Source organism: Pseudomonas sp. KB_15 (assembly GCF_052114525.1).
GTDB lineage: Bacteria > Pseudomonadota > Gammaproteobacteria > Pseudomonadales > Pseudomonadaceae > Aquipseudomonas.
Genome location: NZ_JBFREX010000050.1, coordinates 17,433 through 32,809, shown reverse-complemented (window position 1 = coordinate 32,809; position 15,377 = coordinate 17,433). Strand labels below are relative to the sequence as shown.

Sequence of the window (15,377 nt, the reverse complement as noted above, 5' to 3'; positions counted from 1 at the left end):
TCGCGGTACGTCAGGCAGGCCGCGTCAGCTGGACTCACGACTGCTTCGCAGCCGAACGCAGCCTCGCGGGCTCGGCAGCTGCTACAGATCGCATTACCGCTTAACTGACTGGCATTAGCCAATCGAGCCGGTTTTCTTTGACTCCTGTTTCCTACACGCACAAAAAACCCCCTCGCCAGGAGGGGGTCTGATGTTTCAAGGGGTCAAACGGTTTTACCCGTCTTTCACCTGGATTTTCGTCAGCTCAGCGCAGCGCAGGAATACCCGCAAACAGCCACGAAGTCTCCTGAACTGGCGCTGCTTCGTTGCGTTTACGCGCCCACTGAGTCAGCGCCACCATCATCGCAAAGCCGAGCACGATCAACACCGGATAGGCCATCAGCAACTCGGTGAGCGAATACTTCCAGGCCAGCGGTCGACCGACACCGAGCATGGCGGCATACAGCCAGGACACGCCCGACAGTGCGCCAGAGAACAGGGCAAACATTCGCACATTGACCTTAAGGTCCAGCAGCGACCCGGCCTTCAGCATTGCCGGCAATACATAACGGTGTAACAACATGCCGTTGAATGTCAGCAACAATACAATAATGACCTTGGCTTGAAGTTTCGGATTGGCAAAATAGTTCATGCCTTTATCAAGGTAATCAATACCTATAATCGCAGCACCAGTCACCCACAAGAATATCAACGCATTGGCAACAGACTTCTGAAGACTGGCCATATGTTCATTGTCGTGCCCCGACGACACACGACCTTTCAGTAAATCCTTGACCATTGCGGCATCACTGGCAAACACCAGTCCGATAGCTACGCAGCAAGCCAGCAGGTGAACGTACACTACGCCTAAACGCAAAAACTCCATGGATTCTTTCTGGCCGATCAGGCCAATCATTGTATTAATATCCAAGACTACATCTCCACTTATTGCGGCAGTGCAAATTGACCATGCCCCAGGCATGCGAATTAATTGATTAATTGCGCCTGCACGACCAAGTTCGCATTGATTGAAGCAACTAAATAATTTGGTATTACAAGAGAGAGCGACTCGCCCAGCGAGTCAGTGATGACGGCATACTATCACTCCAGGTCTCAGGTAAAAAAAATCCCCATGCGCATTCCATTCAATGCAGATGAGGTATACGTCCATTTTATTAGTGAGTGCAGTGCGAACTCTCGAAGGTTCCGCCTGCTGGTGAATCAGAGCGAAGCATATCAAAATCGTTCACTTTTTAAGCAGAACGCTCGACAAACGGTACTAAATCCAACACCCAGGGGTACCTGTTTCCCTGGCTGAAACCTGCATTGCTACGGAGCTGAATCGTTTCCTGTCTTTTGCCGGAAAAAAAACAGCAATCGCACTGAACTCACGTCGCCAGACCCGACCGATGGCGAACATTGTCTACCGGTCAGTGCGGGCTCAAGCCAGCAACTCGGTGATCCACCGGGCCTGCCGCGCGATGTCCTGCACGGTCTCCTCGGGCACGGCCTGCTGCGCCCGGGCAAAGTGGCTCAGGGTCTTGTGTTTCTGGCGCAACTTGCGCTGCCACTTGACCAGGAACGCCGGACTGCGGGCCTGCATCTGCAACGGCCCGAAGTACAGCTCCTGGGCGGTGTAGATCACCGGCCCGTTTCGCTCGGCGACGATGATTTCGTAGTCGAAACGATTTTCCCGCAGCACTTCCTCGCAGAGGATGCGATAGCCATTTTCCATCAGCCATTGGCGCAGTGGCTGTTCGCCGCCGTTGGGTTGCAGGATCAGGCGCTCCTGACCGCTCAGGTACGCCTTGCCGCTGTCGAGAATGTCGCGGATCGTTTCGCCGCCCATACCGCAGAGGCTGATCGCCGTGATCCCGTCTCCCGGCTCGATTGCCGCCAGACCATTGGCCAGGCGCACGGTGATCTGCGGCTCCAGGCCATTCTCACGCACGGTGCGGTTGGCCGCGTGGAACGGCGTCAGCGCCACCTCGCCRGCCACCGCCGCGACAATGGCGCCACGGCGCATCAACGCCACCGGCAGGTAGCCGTGATCCGAGCCGATATCGGCCAGGCGCGCACCGGCTGGCACATGTGCCGCCACGCGTTCCAGGCGCATGGACAATGTCTGTTCGTTCAACTGCGGCCCCTTTTCACCACGAACGTCCGGCGCCTTTGGCCGGATCGGGGCGCGATTGTGTCGAGCAACGCCGTGCATTTCAAATTTATGTGACCAGGGTCATGGCCCCCTTCACGCAATCACGTGCGCATACACCGATCTGTCGACGTTTCCACCGGACAGAATCACCCCCACCCGTCTTCCCGACATGGCTTCACGCTCTGAAATGAGCGCTGCCAGCGCCGCCGCACCGGCCCCTTCGGCGAGGTTGTGGGTATCGGTGTAATACACGCGCATGGCCTCGGCAATCTGCGCATCACTGACCGCTACGATCCGCGCCGCACCTGTCGCGTAGACGGCAAACGCTTCAGGCACTGGCTTGCGTACGGCCAGACCGTCGGCAAAGGTGGTTGCCGAGGCGGTTTCGCACAGGACTCCGGTATCAAACGACAACTGTGCGGCCGCCGCTTCCGTGGAAACCACGCCCACCACCCGGGTTTTCAGGCCCAGCGCATCGCGGGCGGCGATCACCCCACAAATCCCCGATCCACAGCCAATCGGTACATATACGGTATCCAGGTCCGGCGCCGCGTTGAACAGCTCCAGCGCATAAGTGGCGACGCCTTTGACCAGCTCGCTGTGAAACGGCGGAACCAGGAAGRGGTCATGCACGTGCGCAAGGCGTGCAGCCTCTTCACGGGCCTCATCGAAATCGCGGCCATACTCGACCACTTCAGCGCCAAAGCCGCGCATGGCGTTGTTCTTTTCTACCGAGTTACCTTCCGGCACTACGATCAGCGCCCTCAAACCCAGTGCGCCAGCCGCCAGCGCCAGGCTCTGGCCATGGTTGCCGCGGGTAGCGCTGACAATACCCTTCGCGCCTGGGTGCTCGTGTTTGAGCCAGTGCATGAACGTGATGCCGCCACGTACTTTGAAAGCACCGGTAGGCGTGTGATTTTCGTGCTTGACCCACACCGTGCAACCCAACCGCTGAGCCAGCAAGGGCCAAGGGTACTGGGCGGTGGCCGGCATGACCTGATAAACGTTGCGTGCTGCCTGTTCGATATCGTCGCGAGTCAGTCTGTGCATGAGTTATCCCCCTGAGATTTTGCCCAGTCTGAACACGGGCGCAGTACTCCGGCTTTCAAAAAACCGACCTGACTTTTGTCCCCCCTCTTCACTACTATGGCGTTCATGAGCCATCGAAATCGCCTGCCGCCACCGCTCCTGTCCGAACCGGTCCGCCGTATCGAGGCCGGCCCCTGGGCGATCGAATTGCTCCCCGGTTGCGCCTACGCGACCCGATATGTAGCGACCCAGGCGGGAATCGGCTTTGCCTTCGACAGCCAGCGAGGCCTGCACGCTATCGGTAGCGACCGGGTACATCCTTTCGATGCCGTGCCCAACGGCCTGGCGTTCATCCCCATCGGGTGTGACGTGTTGTCCGAATCTCCCAAGGGCGGTGAATACCTGCGGGTGATGCGCACAGACGGTGTTGCGTTGATCGGGGATCGCGCCTTCAACAATCGCATCGATCAACAGGCCACTGCCCTCGCACAGCGAATGCGCGCCGCGCTGTTGCACGCGTGCGTGGAGGACGACTGGGAGGCCTGGGCACTGGCATTGTCCGAGCGGACGACGGGCAGCGAAGCCGTGTCGGCAGCGCCCCATGCCAGGATAACGGGCAACCGGATGCGCTTGCTCGATGAGTTCATTGATGCGGGCCTCGATAGCCCGTTGAGCGTACCGGCGATGGCGGGCCTGCTTGGACTGTCCGAAGGATATTTCATGCGGGCATTCAAAACCGCCACAGGCAAAAGCCCGCACAGTTACCTGATCGACCGACGCCTCGCCAAGGCCCGTGCCCTGATGCGCGATTCGACCGCCACACTGACGCAAATCGCCTACGCCTGCGGTTTCAATTCCCAGGCGCACATGGCGACCACCTTCAGGCAACGCCTGGGAGTGAGTCCGGCGCAGTTGCGTCAAAGTTCGAGGTTCAGTTAGCGCCGGGTTATTTTGATGTTTGCAATGGGCTGATTTCTGCCTGCCTTTGCTGACAAGCAGTAATCGGCCAAACGTGGCCGGTGGTCGTTGCATTTCGAATGTCACCGGCGTTTGGCTAAGCTTAATAAATCAGGGCGAACTGAAACCCGAGTGATTGCGGCCATCAACGGATCTGGATTGGCATCAAGGCGGCACGCCCAAAGGAGACGACCATGTATGCGGTAATAAGAACCTACCTGGGTACTGGAGCAAAGCAGCTTTTCGAGCTTTTGGAAGAGCGCAACGCCGACGTCGAAGCGGCCCTGCGGACAGTGCCTGGCCTCGTAAGCTACACCTTGCTGAATACGGGTGATGGCGGTACGTCAGTGACTGTTTGCACGGACAAGGCCGGCAGCGATGCGAGCTTGAAAGTCGCGCGTAACTGGATTCAGAAAAATGCCTCGAGTATCCACGCGAACCCGCCGATCGTAACGGAAGGACCTGTCATTGTGCAGATCAAATAGCGTGCCCTTGCGATTGATCTCACGACACTATCGCGGTCGCAGGTGTCGTATGTCTGCTACGCAGCTCCTCAGGCACAAGTTGTCTCTTGCCGACCGGTCCGTATGTTGGCGAGTGCTATACTCCGCTCAGATTGCATCAAGTGTGCAACGTTCTCAACAGTACAGATAGCGACTGCAAATTTCGGTTAACAGCTGCCGGACAGAGGAGGTCTACAGCAAACTCTGGATGGGAGGTGTGGCATGAATCGACACTATTACATCAGTGACAATCTCAACGATCTCGAAACCGTTGAAAATGAACTGGAAGCCAGCGGCATCAATTCCGAGCAGATTCATGTGCTCAGTGAAAAAGTTGCTGATGTTGAACAACATCACCTCCACGAGGTTAACTCGTTAATGGAACAAGATGCTGTTCACTCTGGTGAGATTGGCGCGGTGATCGGTCTGCCCCTCGCAGCACTGGTTCTGGGTGGCGCCTATTGGATGGGCTGGACCGAATCCGCCGCAGGCTGGATGCCTTTTATCTTCCTTGCCATTGTTATTTTGGGCTTCTGCATCTGGGAAGGCGGTTTTTTTGGGTTCCAGGTCCCTAACACTCACTTCCGCAATTTCAGTCAGGTGGTAAAAGAAGGCAAACATATCTTCTTCGTGGATGTTGAACCGAATCAGGAATCGGTCCTGGACCAGGTAATCGGACATCATCCAATGCTGAAAATCGCCGGCACGGGAGCGGCAGCCCCTCACTGGACAGTAGCCTGGCAGCACAAATGGCATCAGTTCAAACGAGTGATATCGGGTTAGTCCCTGGAGACTCAAGGCCATCCAAAGCAGGTTATTGACCAAAGAAAATGACCCGGCTGAGGAAAACATAATCTGCTTCGGTGGCCATCAGTCCGACGAGCACCAGCAAACACAACGGTGGCACCAATATGGCGTAGACCATGGCCAACCGTTCCCAGGCCATGTGCATGAAGATGGAGACAATCAGACCTGCCTTCAACAACATGAAAGTGATAATCAGGGCCCAACGAAGGTAGCCATGGAAGTGGAAGTAGTCGACCAGGTACGACAGCGTACTGAGGACGAATAACAGCCCCCATATTTTAAGATACAAACTGATTGGATGTTGCTGACCCTGAGCATGTGCCATCACCTGTGCTCCTCTACCATAAATAGAAGAAAGCAAAAATAAACACCCACACCAAATCCACGAAGTGCCAGTAAAGCCCGGCTATCTCGACGTTCTGATAGTTTCCGGAGCGCTCATAATCTCCTCGCATTACTTTCATCGCCACGATGCTGAGGTAGATCGCGCCAATTGACACGTGCAGCCCGTGAAAACCGGTAATCATGAAAAAGGTGGCACCAAATTGCGCCGCCCCCATGGGGTTTCCCCAGGGACGTACTCCTTCTGCGATGAGCTTGGTCCATTCAAATGCCTGCATGCTGACGAAGGTCACACCCAAGGCAGCGGTCGCCAGCATCAGGGCAGTGGTTTTCGCGCGATCACGGCGATAGGCGAAGTTGACGGCCATGGCCATGGTGCCGCTGCTACTGATCAGCACAAAGGTCATGATGGCGATCAGAATAAGCGGGATCTCTCTACCGCCGATCGTCAATGCGAACACTTCACTGGGGTTCGGCCAGGCGGTAGTGATGGTCATGCGTACCGACATGTAGCCGGTTAAAAAACAGGTGAATATAAACGTATCGCTGAGCAGGAATATCCACATCATCGCCTTGCCCCAGGGGACCTGCTTGAAAGCCTCCTTATCCGAGGCCCAGTCGCTGGCGATGCCCTGCCATCCCGGGTCAGGTGGCAAGCCTGGTGAACTGGATGAACTGGACTCGCCTGGGGCTTGTGGGTGCGATGCCATGGCTTTTCACCTCAGGCCGCAGAGTCTGGCGATGGCTTCATAGGTTTGCGGCGTGCTGGTCAGCAGCGCGAACAGCACGAACCAAAGACCCAACAAGTAATGCCAATAGATGGCACAGAGTTCTACGCTGGCGCTGAGTTGCGGCAACGGCACGTGACGCAGGAGTTTGGCGACGGTTCTGCCCCAGGCAATCAACCCGCCCAGCAGGTGAAACCCGTGCACACCGGTCAACAGGTAGAAGAAACTGTTGGCCGGATTGCTGGCGACAAAGTAGCCCCAGACGACAAACCGCTGCCAGACCCAGAGTTGCCCCGCCAGAAAGGCAATTGCGAATACGCCCCCCAATACAAAACCAATGACCGTTGCGTCCAGTCGAGCCTTTCGGGCAGCCATGCGCGACCACTGCAGTGCGATGCAACTGAACACCAGAAAAGCCGAATTCAGCCACAAGGGCCATGGATTGGCCAGCGGCGCCAAGGGTTCTGTCAGGGGTAGCCAGTCGGCCATTTGTGAGCGGGCGATAAAGGCGAGCAGGAAGAGAAAGAATAACGAGCTCACCACAGCCAGAAACAGGCGCAGGCCTATTCTTGCAGTCTGGTTTCTGTCAGCGGCGGCCTGAATACCTTCAGGATCGCGCTTCCAACTGCCGCCGGGGTCAGCGCCGTCGGCGTTTCTCAATAACAGTCTGTTCATGTTTTAACGTCCGCTATCCTGGTTCCGGCACTGAGTTGCCGCATTTGCTCCAGTTCCTCGGCGGAGACCGTTTGCGGCACGAAATCCTGTTCTATCCCCGGCACGCTGTAGTCATAGGCCCAGCGATGCACCACCGGCAGCTTCGCTCCCCAGTTACCGTGTACCGGTGGGGTGTTCGGCGTTTGCCATTCCAGGCTGGCCGCGCCCCAGGGGTTACTTCCTGCGGGCTTGCCTTTGAACACACTCCAGGCCAGGTTGAACACAAACAGCAACTGGGAAACGCCGACGGTCAATGCGACCACCGTAATGAAGGCATTCAACTCTTGCGCGGACTGCGGGATGAACGCGTAGTTTTCATAGGCGTAGTAGCGCCGTGGCATACCCTGGAAACCCAGGTAGTGCATGGGGAAGAAGATGGCGTAGGTGCCCAGAAAGGTAATCCAGAAATGCAGCTTGCCCAAAATGTCGTTCGTCATGCGCCCGGTCACTTTCGGAAACCAGTGATAAATGCCGCCGAACACCACCAGTACCGGTGCGACACCCATGACCATATGAAAATGGGCTACGACGAAATAGGTGTCCGACAGCGGAATATCCACGATCACATTGCCGAGAAACAACCCGGTCAGACCGCCGACCAGGAAGGTAACGATAAAGGCCAGGGCAAACAACATAGGCACGGTTAGATGGATGTCACCCCGCCACAGGGTCAGCACCCAGTTGTAGACTTTCAGTGCGGTCGGCACCGCGATGATCAAGGTGCTGATGGCGAAAAAAAAGCCAAAATACGGGTTCATTCCGCTGACATACATATGGTGCGCCCAGACCACAAAACTGAGTACGCCAATCGCAATAATGGCCCACACCATCATTCGGTAACCGAAGATGTTTTTACGCGCATGGGTGCTGATCAAGTCGGAGACCAGACCAAACGCAGGAAGCGCAACGATGTAGACCTCCGGGTGGCCGAAGAACCAGAACAGGTGCTGGAACAAGATCGGGCTGCCACCCTGGTGATCGAGCTGCTGCCCCAGCGAGATCATTGCCGGCATGAAGAAGCTGGTGCCCAAGAGCCTGTCAAACAGCATCATGACCGCGCTGACAAACAACGCCGGGAAGGCCAGCAAGGCCATGATCGAGGCCATGAAGATTCCCCATACCGAGAGCGGCATGCGAAACAATGTCATGCCGTGCGTGCGCGCCTGCAACACCGTGGTGACGTAGTTCAACCCGCCCATGGTGGCGGCGACGATGAAAATCGCCAGTGAGACGAGCATCAGCACAATGCCCCACTCGACCCCCGGTGTCCCCCGGGCAATGGACTGTGGCGGGTAGAGCGTCCAGCCTGAACCCGTGGGGCCGCCAGGGACAAAGAAGCTGGCGAGCAACACCACTACCGCCACCAGGTAGAACCAGTAGCTGAGCATGTTGACATAGGGGAAGACCATGTCGCGGGCTCCCACCATCAACGGGATCAGATAGTTGCCGAAGCCTCCCAGAAACAAGGCCGTCAGCAAGTAAATGACCATGATCATGCCGTGCATGGTCATCGCCTGATAGTAAGTACTGGCATCCATGAACGCCAAACTGCCGGGGAAGCCTATCTGCATGCGCATCAAGTCGGACAACACCACGGCGATAAGCCCCACGAACAGAGCCGTCAAGGAATATTGAATGGCTATGACCTTGTGGTCCTGGCTCCAGATGTATTTGGTCAGGAAACTTTTGGGCTCGTGCAGCGCTTCTGTCTCGGCTTGCTCCGCATAGGCCATCACGTCATTCTCCTGTCGAAGTTTCAGTGTATTCCTGGCTGCTTTACGGCTACTTCCCTGGCTCCGCCTTGCTTGCATCAGCGTTGGCATTCGCTTTGGATTTGATAAAAGCGATCAGCGCGTCCAACTCCTTGTCGCTAGGTTTCAAGGCCGGCATAACGGGTGCATAACCCTTGACGACTTTGACAGCAGGATCAAGAACCGATTCCTTTATATAACCCTCATCGACCTTGACGCTCGTATCGTCGGCAAGGGTTTCGGTCTTGCCATACAGGCCCTGCCAGCTGGGGCCGACGCCCTTGTTGCCATCGACACTGTGGCAGGCCAGACAGCCAAGCGACCCGGCCAGCCGCTGTCCCTGCGCTACCAGGTCTTCACCCGGGCCCGATGCTTCGCCAGCAGAAGCTTCATCGCCCGGCTGCGCAGCACCCAGTGATTTGATCAGGGCGACGAGCGCACCCAGTTCATCGTCAGTGAGAGTATAGGCCACCATCACCGGCGGGTAGCCCTGTACCAGGCGGGCCTTCGGATCGAGAATCGACTCTTTCAGGTAGGCCTCGTCGACCTGCACACGGGTTCCATCGGCAAGCTGTTCAGTGCGGCCGTACAACCCCTTCCATCCAGGACCGAGACTGGCACTGCCATCCTGGCTATGGCAGGCACTGCAGCCGTATCTCTCGACCAGCTGGCGGCCTTTTTCCAGCACGCTGTCCCGACCGGGCTTGGGAGCCGTCGTTAATGTCTGCGCGAAAGTCGGTTGGCTTTTTAGCCATTGATCGAAGACGCCCTGCTCTTCCACGATCATATGGCCGCGCATGTTGTAATGACCTACGCCACAATATTCAGCGCAAAGGGTTTCATACTTTCCGGTTTTAGTCGGCGTAAACCAAAAGTACGACACCATCCCGGGCACCATGTCCATCTTGCTGCGAATTTGCGGTACATAGAAGTCGTGCAGAACGTCTTTAGCGCGCAGTAAGACTTTCACCGGCCGATCGAGCGGAAGGTGAACTTCATTATTGATTACAAGCACATCGTCCTGCCCTACAGGATCCTTGGGATCAAGACCGAGGGGATTGGCGGAATCAACAAACCTGATATCCGATTTGCCCAGCTTCCCGTCTTGACCGGGAAAGCGAAAGGCCCACTGCCATTGCTGGGCGATCACTTCAAGTTCGTAAGCATTTTTCGGCACCCGGATGAAATCGTTGTAAACGACCAGACCTGGCGCCAACATCCCGGCAATACCGACCGAGGTAACAATAATCAACCATAATTCCAGTTTTTTACTTTCTGGCTGGTAGGCCGCCCTGGCACCCTCCTTGTGACGAAACCGCATCACCGCTACTGCCATGAATACGGTGATGGCAATGAAAAATATTCCGCTGATGATCAGGGTGATGAACAGGGTGGTGTCTATGGACCCCCAGTTGGAAGCTGCCGGTGTCGCCTGCCAAGGCGCTAGTATGTGGAATAGCACTGATGCAATAACGATTAGTATCAAGATAATTGCTATTGCCATTTGCTCTTCATCCTATTCCTGTTGTTCATTGGTTATGCAAAAGCATCGCCACTGACGTCCAAGCAGGGCAGACAAATACCACCCATCAGGGCGGTAAAGTCAGTAAGGAGTATAGAGCTATCGGCTTGTACCGCGAGGCTGGCAAGAGAAGTCCGGTTGCCAGCTATACTTGAACTCTGATGACGGACAGCTGCCATCGGCCAGTAGCGGTACCCAGGGGCGAACCCTGCCCTTGTGCAGTCGTCAAACATGAGTAATCGCAATGAGCAGGGACGCTAATTAATAGAGTCCAGCAATCCACATGGGAGGTTTCGTCATGAGTGCCCTGACGATCGAAGGCTGGTACAAGCCCAGCCCCGACCAGAAGTCCATCCCGATCGGTGAGATCCATTTTTACGTCGACGGCCCTCTCCATGTCCGTCTGGAGGAGGCCGAAGAGCGCTTGCAGAATTCCCACGAGCGTGAAGCCATGGTCGATGTCGATATGGGCTCGATGGATTTGATCATGCCTGAGGGATACGCCCCCTTGTCCGACTGTCAGATGCGTGTCTATTTGCACCACGAACGCGGTCAGTTTCACCTGGTCGGGCACCGTGCGAGCGATGGCAGCCTGATCTATACCAACGCGGTGTTGATTGATCAGCTGATTGAGTAACGGCTACGTGATTCTCGGCACCGGACTTTCTCATGCAGATTGTCTGCGCCAAGTGCCGGGGGAAGTGCCGAACTGGCGTTTGAATGCGCGACTGAACGCAGCTTCGGATTCGTAGCCCACTGCAAAGCCGATTTGCGCCACATTGCCGCGACCTTCGCGCAAGTGTTGAGCCGCCACGTGCATACGCCAGAGCGTCAGGTATTGCATCGGTGGCTGTCCGACCAATGCGGTGAATCGCTCCGCGAATACCGAGCGCGACAGACCCACTTCAAGCGCCAGTGCTTCTGCCGTCCAGCCTTCGGTTGGACGAGCATGGAGCAGCGCCAGTGCGCGCCCGATATGCGGATCCCGCAAACCCGCCAGCCACCCGCGTCGCTCGGCGGGGAGGCTGGCGACATACTGGCCGACGGCTTCGACGAACAGCAATTCGGATAGCTTGGCGATGACCGTTGTCGAGCCGACGCGTCCCGCCGCGATTTCACTGACCGCAAAACGGAATGAGCTTTCGATCCAGGCTCCCGAGCGTGTCGCGCGTACGTCTAATTTCAATAAGGATGGCAGCGACGAAAGCAACGGACTGAAGGGTGTTTCAGAGCCGAGGAAGCCGCACAACAACTGAGTGGCCTCGCCGCCCCCGCCGTACCTGATCCGTGAAATTGCACCGACTTCTGGCGGTTGAATAACTTCGCGCGCCGACATGGGCGCAATGCTCAGGTCGCTGCCAAAAGAATGAGCGTCGTTGCGAGGAAGCAGAACGAGTTCGCCTTCCCTCACGTCGATGGCGGCACTACCGTCGATTTGTATTTGCATGTGCCCCGCGGCGACAAAATGCGACGCAATGATGTGTCGAGGTGCCGCCAGGAACGGTTTGCAATCCTCCGCCGAGATTCTGCCGTTGATGCACCAGGGCGCAGTGAGTTCCGCCTCGAGGAAGACTCCTCCAGACAGCCGAATCACGCGCAATACATCAGAAAGCGCATCCAGCAATTGCCAGCCCTCCTTTCCGGAGTCCGGAGCATGTAATCAGGCGCACCGGTCATTCACCGCCTGAACTGCGACGCCTAGATTAGCACCAACGCGGACATGGTGATCGAGACTGTTCCCAGAGGCTTCACCCATGGTCATTGGCTCCGACGTCAACCGAAATTGCCCCCTGCCAGTTCAACCAGGGCAACAGGAGATCCGTATGAACACCGCCGTTACCCTACCCGACCCAGCGTCGGGCAACGCCGCCCGTTATGCGCAAATTGTCAGATCATCGAAAAAAACCGAATGGCAGATCGATCGCGATTTGCTGCAGAACCGGAGTTTCGACTTCTCGCGCAAGTTCTTGCCCGATGGACTGTCGCAGATCGGCCGCCTGACCTTTCTCGCCGCGGCCGAGGCACGCCTGCTCAGTCAGATTCAGGGCCGGACCTATGCGTATGTCTTTGGCCTCGTCGAGCGCTTTATCAGTGCCAAAATGCTCGATCAAGGTCGGGCCCATGTCTTTGACAATCAACTCGCACTCGAAGCGCTGGTGCGCTTTTCCAACGACGAGATCAAGCACCAGGAGTTGTTCCGGCGCATGGAGACGATGATGGGTTCGCACTTGCCAGCGGGATATCGTCAAGTTGCCGATCCAAACGATGTAGCGCGCGCGGTACTGGCGGCCAGCACTTGGTCGGTGTTGGCGCTGACCTGTCATATCGAGCTGTTTGTTCAGGCGCACTACGTGCAAAGCATCGCCCCGCGCGAGGAGCTGTGCCCGTTATTCAAGGATGTCTTCAAATTTCACTGGAAGGATGAAAGCCGGCACGTCGTACTCGATGAACTGGAGTGGCAGGCCGAGCACGCGAAACTCTCGCCAGCCGAGTGCGACCTGGCAGTGAATGATCTGATTGCGCTGGTGGCGGCCATCGACGCAATCCTGCAGGCGCAATCGGCATCCGATGCCGACTACTTCATTGGTAATGTTTCACGAACATTCAGTATCGATGAGACAACGCAAATCAAGGCCTGCGTGCTGGGCGCCTACCGCTGGCAATACATTATCTCGGGCGTGCAGCACCCACACTTTGGCCAGCTGCTGAGGCGCATGACAACACCCGCACAGATGTCCAGGATTCAGACCGCGCTGGCACCCATCTTGAGCCATTGATCGACAGCGCGCGTCCGACTGCCCGTCGGCCGCGCGCCGTGGGATGACGTGCTGATAATGATCTATCGAGGATGGCGGCCATGACGATACCGATGTGGATGCTGCTTGGGTTTGCGACCTGGACTTTGCTGCTGTTGATGGCAACCGTCGGGGTTTATCGCTGGGTTGGAATCCTGTTTTCGAGTGTTCCGATTGCCTCTTTCCGAAGCGATCAGCTCGAAGGCGAGGATTGGTATCGGCGCGGGACCAGGGCACACGCCAACTGTGTGGAAAATCTGCCGGTCTTTGGCGTCATCGTATTCGTGATTTCAGCCCTTGATGTCAACGGCTCTGCTGTGAACTACCTGTCCACACTCGTCCTGATCGCTCGCGTGTGCCAGTCACTGGTTCACGTATCCCACGAGCAGACCAATACGTTCGTGGCGGTTCGCTTTACCTTCTTTTGCGTTCAGTTGGCCTGTTTTCTCGCGCTCATCGTCATAGCCGCTTGTCACGGCATATGAATGCGGCAGAGGTCCACTTGGAGCCGAGACTGGGTCGAAGCAGCAAAACCAGGAACTGCCGGTGAGTGATATCTCAGGCTGCAGGCATTAATTCCATCGGTTATGTGGGTGAGGAGCATTCGTTCTATTGGGCTCGGTACAGGTAGCTAATCTACTGAGGTTGAGGGGGGGGCAACCTTCAGAAAGGCGAAAGCACATGGACGCAAATCTGATGGAAACCGACTACCTGATCATCGGTGCTGGCGCGACGGCCATGGCTTTCGTCGATACGCTACTCAAGGAAACGAATGAACACATCGTGATGGTGGATCGACACGACCGACCTGGCGGGCACTGGAATGATGCCTACCCGTTCGTGCGATTGCACCAGCCCTCGGCCTTCTATGGCGTCAACTCTCGCGAACTGGGCAGCGCAACGAAAGACAAAGCGCAACTGAACGAAGGCTTGTATGAGCTAGCCTCCGGCGCCGAGGTGGTGAGCTACTTCGACCAGGTGATGAATCAGCAGTTTCTGCCGTCAGGTCGAGTCCGTTACTTCCCCATGTGCAACTACACCGGCGACCGCATTGACGACCACCGCTTTACCTCGCTGGTCAGCGGCGCAACCCATCAGGTCCGGGTGCACAAAAAGGTGGTAGACGCCACCCATGCCCAGACAGCGGTGCCCTCGACCCACCCGCCCAGGTACAGGGTGGAGCCCGGCGTACAATGCGTGCCACTGAACGACCTGCCGAAGATCCGGCACCCACACTCTGGCTACGTAGTGGTGGGATCGGGCAAGACCGGGATCGACGCTTGTCTGTGGTGTCTGCAAAACGGTATCGCGCCCGAAAAAATCTGCTGGATCATGCCGAACGATCCATGGTTGATCGACCGGGCCAACCTGCAACCGGGCCTCGACAGCTTCGAACGAACAATCGGTGGCCTCACGGCACAGTTTGAGGCCATCGCCGCCGCAGACTCGATCCCGGACCTGTTCTCCAGGCTTGAGGCGGCGGGCCTGCTCCTGCGTATAGACAAGTCCGTCGAACCCACTACTTACCGCTGCGCCACCGTCACACAGGCGGAATTACGTGAGCTTCGACGCATCGACAACATCGTGCGCCTGGGCAGGGTGCGGGTTATCGAGCCAACGCGCATCGTGCTCGAGCAAGGCAGCATCGCCACAAGCCCAGGTGCTCTGCACATTGACTGCAGCGCCAGTGCCATCCCGTCACTGCCTGAAATGAAGGTGTTCGACGGCGGCAAGATTAACCTGTTGATGGTCAGCAGTTGCCAACCCTTGTTCAGCGCGGCCTTGATCGCTTATGTGGAAAGCCACCTGGCCGATCAAGCGCAAATGAACGCGCTGTGCACGATGGTCCCCCCGCCTCACATCCCCACGGACTGGATCAAAATGTGGGCGGTCTACCTGGGAAACCAACTACGCTGGGGAGAGCATGAAGGCCTGGCCCGCTGGATCAAGCAGTCGCGCTTATTCTTTCTGACGGCGGTGGTCAGGGGCTTGCAAGAAACCGACACCGAGAAACTGGCACAGCTGCATCGGCTCGCTGTCAGCAGGCAGCAGGCTCTGGTGAGTCTGCCGCGGTTGCTGGGGTCCATCGCTTGAA

At 56.9% G+C, this 15,377-nt stretch carries 16 protein-coding genes; 7 read left to right on the top strand and 9 right to left on the bottom strand.

Annotated features, from left to right (window positions below; genetic code table 11):
• Window positions 1-244: 244 nt before the first annotated feature.
• From AB4Z35_RS26005 to AB4Z35_RS25995, 3 genes are all read right to left on the bottom strand, one after another.
• Window positions 245-895 carry a hypothetical protein gene (locus AB4Z35_RS26005; protein ID WP_007997869.1) on the bottom strand — a complete coding sequence of 217 codons (651 nt, stop codon included), beginning with the start codon at window positions 893-895 and terminating at the stop codon, window positions 245-247.
• 525 nt (window positions 896-1,420) lie between these two features.
• The gene (locus AB4Z35_RS26000) at window positions 1,421-2,116 is read right to left on the bottom strand and encodes a tRNA (adenine(22)-N(1))-methyltransferase (RefSeq protein ID WP_442100204.1); all 696 of its coding nucleotides are present in this window, start codon (window positions 2,114-2,116) and stop codon (window positions 1,421-1,423) included.
• A gap of 111 nt (window positions 2,117-2,227) precedes the next feature.
• The gene (locus tag AB4Z35_RS25995; protein ID WP_442100203.1) at window positions 2,228-3,184 is read right to left on the bottom strand and encodes a threonine dehydratase; all 957 of its coding nucleotides are present in this window, start codon (window positions 3,182-3,184) and stop codon (window positions 2,228-2,230) included.
• A gap of 105 nt (window positions 3,185-3,289) precedes the next feature.
• On the opposite strand from AB4Z35_RS25995, the gene AB4Z35_RS25990 reads away from it, so the two are divergent.
• From AB4Z35_RS25990 to AB4Z35_RS25980, 3 genes are all read left to right on the top strand, one after another.
• Entirely contained in the window at window positions 3,290-4,102 is an 813-nt protein-coding gene (locus tag AB4Z35_RS25990) for a helix-turn-helix transcriptional regulator (protein WP_442100202.1), read from the top strand.
• Between the two features lie 212 nt (window positions 4,103-4,314).
• Window positions 4,315-4,605, top strand: a complete 291-nt coding sequence (locus AB4Z35_RS25985; protein WP_442100201.1) for a hypothetical protein — start codon at window positions 4,315-4,317, stop codon at window positions 4,603-4,605.
• A gap of 240 nt (window positions 4,606-4,845) precedes the next feature.
• Window positions 4,846-5,406, top strand: coding sequence for a hypothetical protein (locus AB4Z35_RS25980; protein ID WP_007988249.1), 561 nt, complete (start codon window positions 4,846-4,848; stop codon window positions 5,404-5,406).
• Window positions 5,407-5,437: 31 nt separating this feature from the next.
• Here AB4Z35_RS25980 and AB4Z35_RS25975 read toward each other — a convergent pair whose 3' ends face one another.
• From AB4Z35_RS25975 to AB4Z35_RS25955, 5 genes are read right to left on the bottom strand one after another with little or no spacing between them, the layout of a single operon-like run.
• Complete coding sequence (locus tag AB4Z35_RS25975) at window positions 5,438-5,755, bottom strand: cytochrome C oxidase subunit IV family protein (protein WP_007988247.1); 318 nt, start codon at window positions 5,753-5,755, stop codon at window positions 5,438-5,440.
• A gap of 13 nt (window positions 5,756-5,768) precedes the next feature.
• The gene (locus tag AB4Z35_RS25970) at window positions 5,769-6,482 is read right to left on the bottom strand and encodes a heme-copper oxidase subunit III family protein (protein ID WP_442100200.1); all 714 of its coding nucleotides are present in this window, start codon (window positions 6,480-6,482) and stop codon (window positions 5,769-5,771) included.
• A gap of 6 nt (window positions 6,483-6,488) precedes the next feature.
• A complete protein-coding gene (locus AB4Z35_RS25965; RefSeq protein ID WP_442100199.1) occupies window positions 6,489-7,175 on the bottom strand; it encodes a cytochrome c oxidase subunit 3 in 687 nt (228 codons plus the stop codon).
• Complete coding sequence (ctaD, locus tag AB4Z35_RS25960) at window positions 7,172-8,947, bottom strand: cytochrome c oxidase subunit I (protein WP_442100212.1); 1,776 nt, start codon at window positions 8,945-8,947, stop codon at window positions 7,172-7,174. Before ctaD ends, AB4Z35_RS25965 begins: the two co-directional genes overlap by 4 nt.
• Before the next feature lie 49 nt (window positions 8,948-8,996).
• A complete protein-coding gene (locus AB4Z35_RS25955; RefSeq protein WP_442100198.1) occupies window positions 8,997-10,469 on the bottom strand; it encodes a c-type cytochrome in 1,473 nt (490 codons plus the stop codon).
• 316 nt (window positions 10,470-10,785) lie between these two features.
• On the opposite strand from AB4Z35_RS25955, the gene AB4Z35_RS25950 reads away from it, so the two are divergent.
• Window positions 10,786-11,124, top strand: coding sequence for a hypothetical protein (locus tag AB4Z35_RS25950; protein WP_108232249.1), 339 nt, complete (start codon window positions 10,786-10,788; stop codon window positions 11,122-11,124).
• Window positions 11,125-11,154: 30 nt separating this feature from the next.
• Here the strand turns inward: AB4Z35_RS25950 and AB4Z35_RS25945 are convergent, their stop codons facing one another.
• Window positions 11,155-12,111, bottom strand: a complete 957-nt coding sequence (locus AB4Z35_RS25945; RefSeq protein WP_442100196.1) for an AraC family transcriptional regulator — start codon at window positions 12,109-12,111, stop codon at window positions 11,155-11,157.
• Window positions 12,112-12,310: 199 nt separating this feature from the next.
• Here AB4Z35_RS25945 and AB4Z35_RS25940 point away from each other — a divergent pair, with 199 nt between their 5' ends.
• The 3 genes from AB4Z35_RS25940 (at window position 12,311) to AB4Z35_RS25930 (ending at window position 15,376) form a co-directional block, all read left to right on the top strand.
• Window positions 12,311-13,264 carry a hypothetical protein gene (locus AB4Z35_RS25940; protein WP_442100195.1) on the top strand — a complete coding sequence of 318 codons (954 nt, stop codon included), beginning with the start codon at window positions 12,311-12,313 and terminating at the stop codon, window positions 13,262-13,264.
• A gap of 80 nt (window positions 13,265-13,344) precedes the next feature.
• The gene (locus AB4Z35_RS25935) at window positions 13,345-13,767 is read left to right on the top strand and encodes an MAPEG family protein (protein ID WP_442100194.1); all 423 of its coding nucleotides are present in this window, start codon (window positions 13,345-13,347) and stop codon (window positions 13,765-13,767) included.
• A gap of 196 nt (window positions 13,768-13,963) precedes the next feature.
• Window positions 13,964-15,376 (top strand): NAD(P)/FAD-dependent oxidoreductase, encoded by a 1,413-nt coding sequence (locus AB4Z35_RS25930; protein ID WP_442100193.1) that lies wholly within the window; start codon window positions 13,964-13,966, stop codon window positions 15,374-15,376.
• Window position 15,377 lies beyond the last annotated feature (1 nt).

Bases quoted from the DNA above. Each gene is read 5' to 3' on its own strand.
- AB4Z35_RS25930 (WP_442100193.1), top strand. From the start codon at position 13,964: ATGGACGCAAATCTGATGGAAACCGACTACCTGATCATCGGTGCTGGC.
- AB4Z35_RS25980 (WP_007988249.1), top strand. From the start codon at position 4,846: ATGAATCGACACTATTACATCAGTGACAATCTCAACGATCTCGAAACC.
- AB4Z35_RS25965 (WP_442100199.1), bottom strand. From the start codon at position 7,175: ATGAACAGACTGTTATTGAGAAACGCCGACGGCGCTGACCCCGGCGGC.
- ctaD (WP_442100212.1), bottom strand. From the start codon at position 8,947: ATGGCCTATGCGGAGCAAGCCGAGACAGAAGCGCTGCACGAGCCCAAA.
- AB4Z35_RS26005 (WP_007997869.1), bottom strand. From the start codon at position 895: ATGATTGGCCTGATCGGCCAGAAAGAATCCATGGAGTTTTTGCGTTTA.
- AB4Z35_RS25975 (WP_007988247.1), bottom strand. From the start codon at position 5,755: ATGGCACATGCTCAGGGTCAGCAACATCCAATCAGTTTGTATCTTAAA.
- AB4Z35_RS25935 (WP_442100194.1), top strand. From the start codon at position 13,345: ATGACGATACCGATGTGGATGCTGCTTGGGTTTGCGACCTGGACTTTG.
- AB4Z35_RS25950 (WP_108232249.1), top strand. From the start codon at position 10,786: ATGAGTGCCCTGACGATCGAAGGCTGGTACAAGCCCAGCCCCGACCAG.
- AB4Z35_RS25970 (WP_442100200.1), bottom strand. From the start codon at position 6,482: ATGGCATCGCACCCACAAGCCCCAGGCGAGTCCAGTTCATCCAGTTCA.
- AB4Z35_RS25955 (WP_442100198.1), bottom strand. From the start codon at position 10,469: ATGGCAATAGCAATTATCTTGATACTAATCGTTATTGCATCAGTGCTA.
- AB4Z35_RS25940 (WP_442100195.1), top strand. From the start codon at position 12,311: ATGAACACCGCCGTTACCCTACCCGACCCAGCGTCGGGCAACGCCGCC.
- AB4Z35_RS25990 (WP_442100202.1), top strand. From the start codon at position 3,290: ATGAGCCATCGAAATCGCCTGCCGCCACCGCTCCTGTCCGAACCGGTC.
- AB4Z35_RS25985 (WP_442100201.1), top strand. From the start codon at position 4,315: ATGTATGCGGTAATAAGAACCTACCTGGGTACTGGAGCAAAGCAGCTT.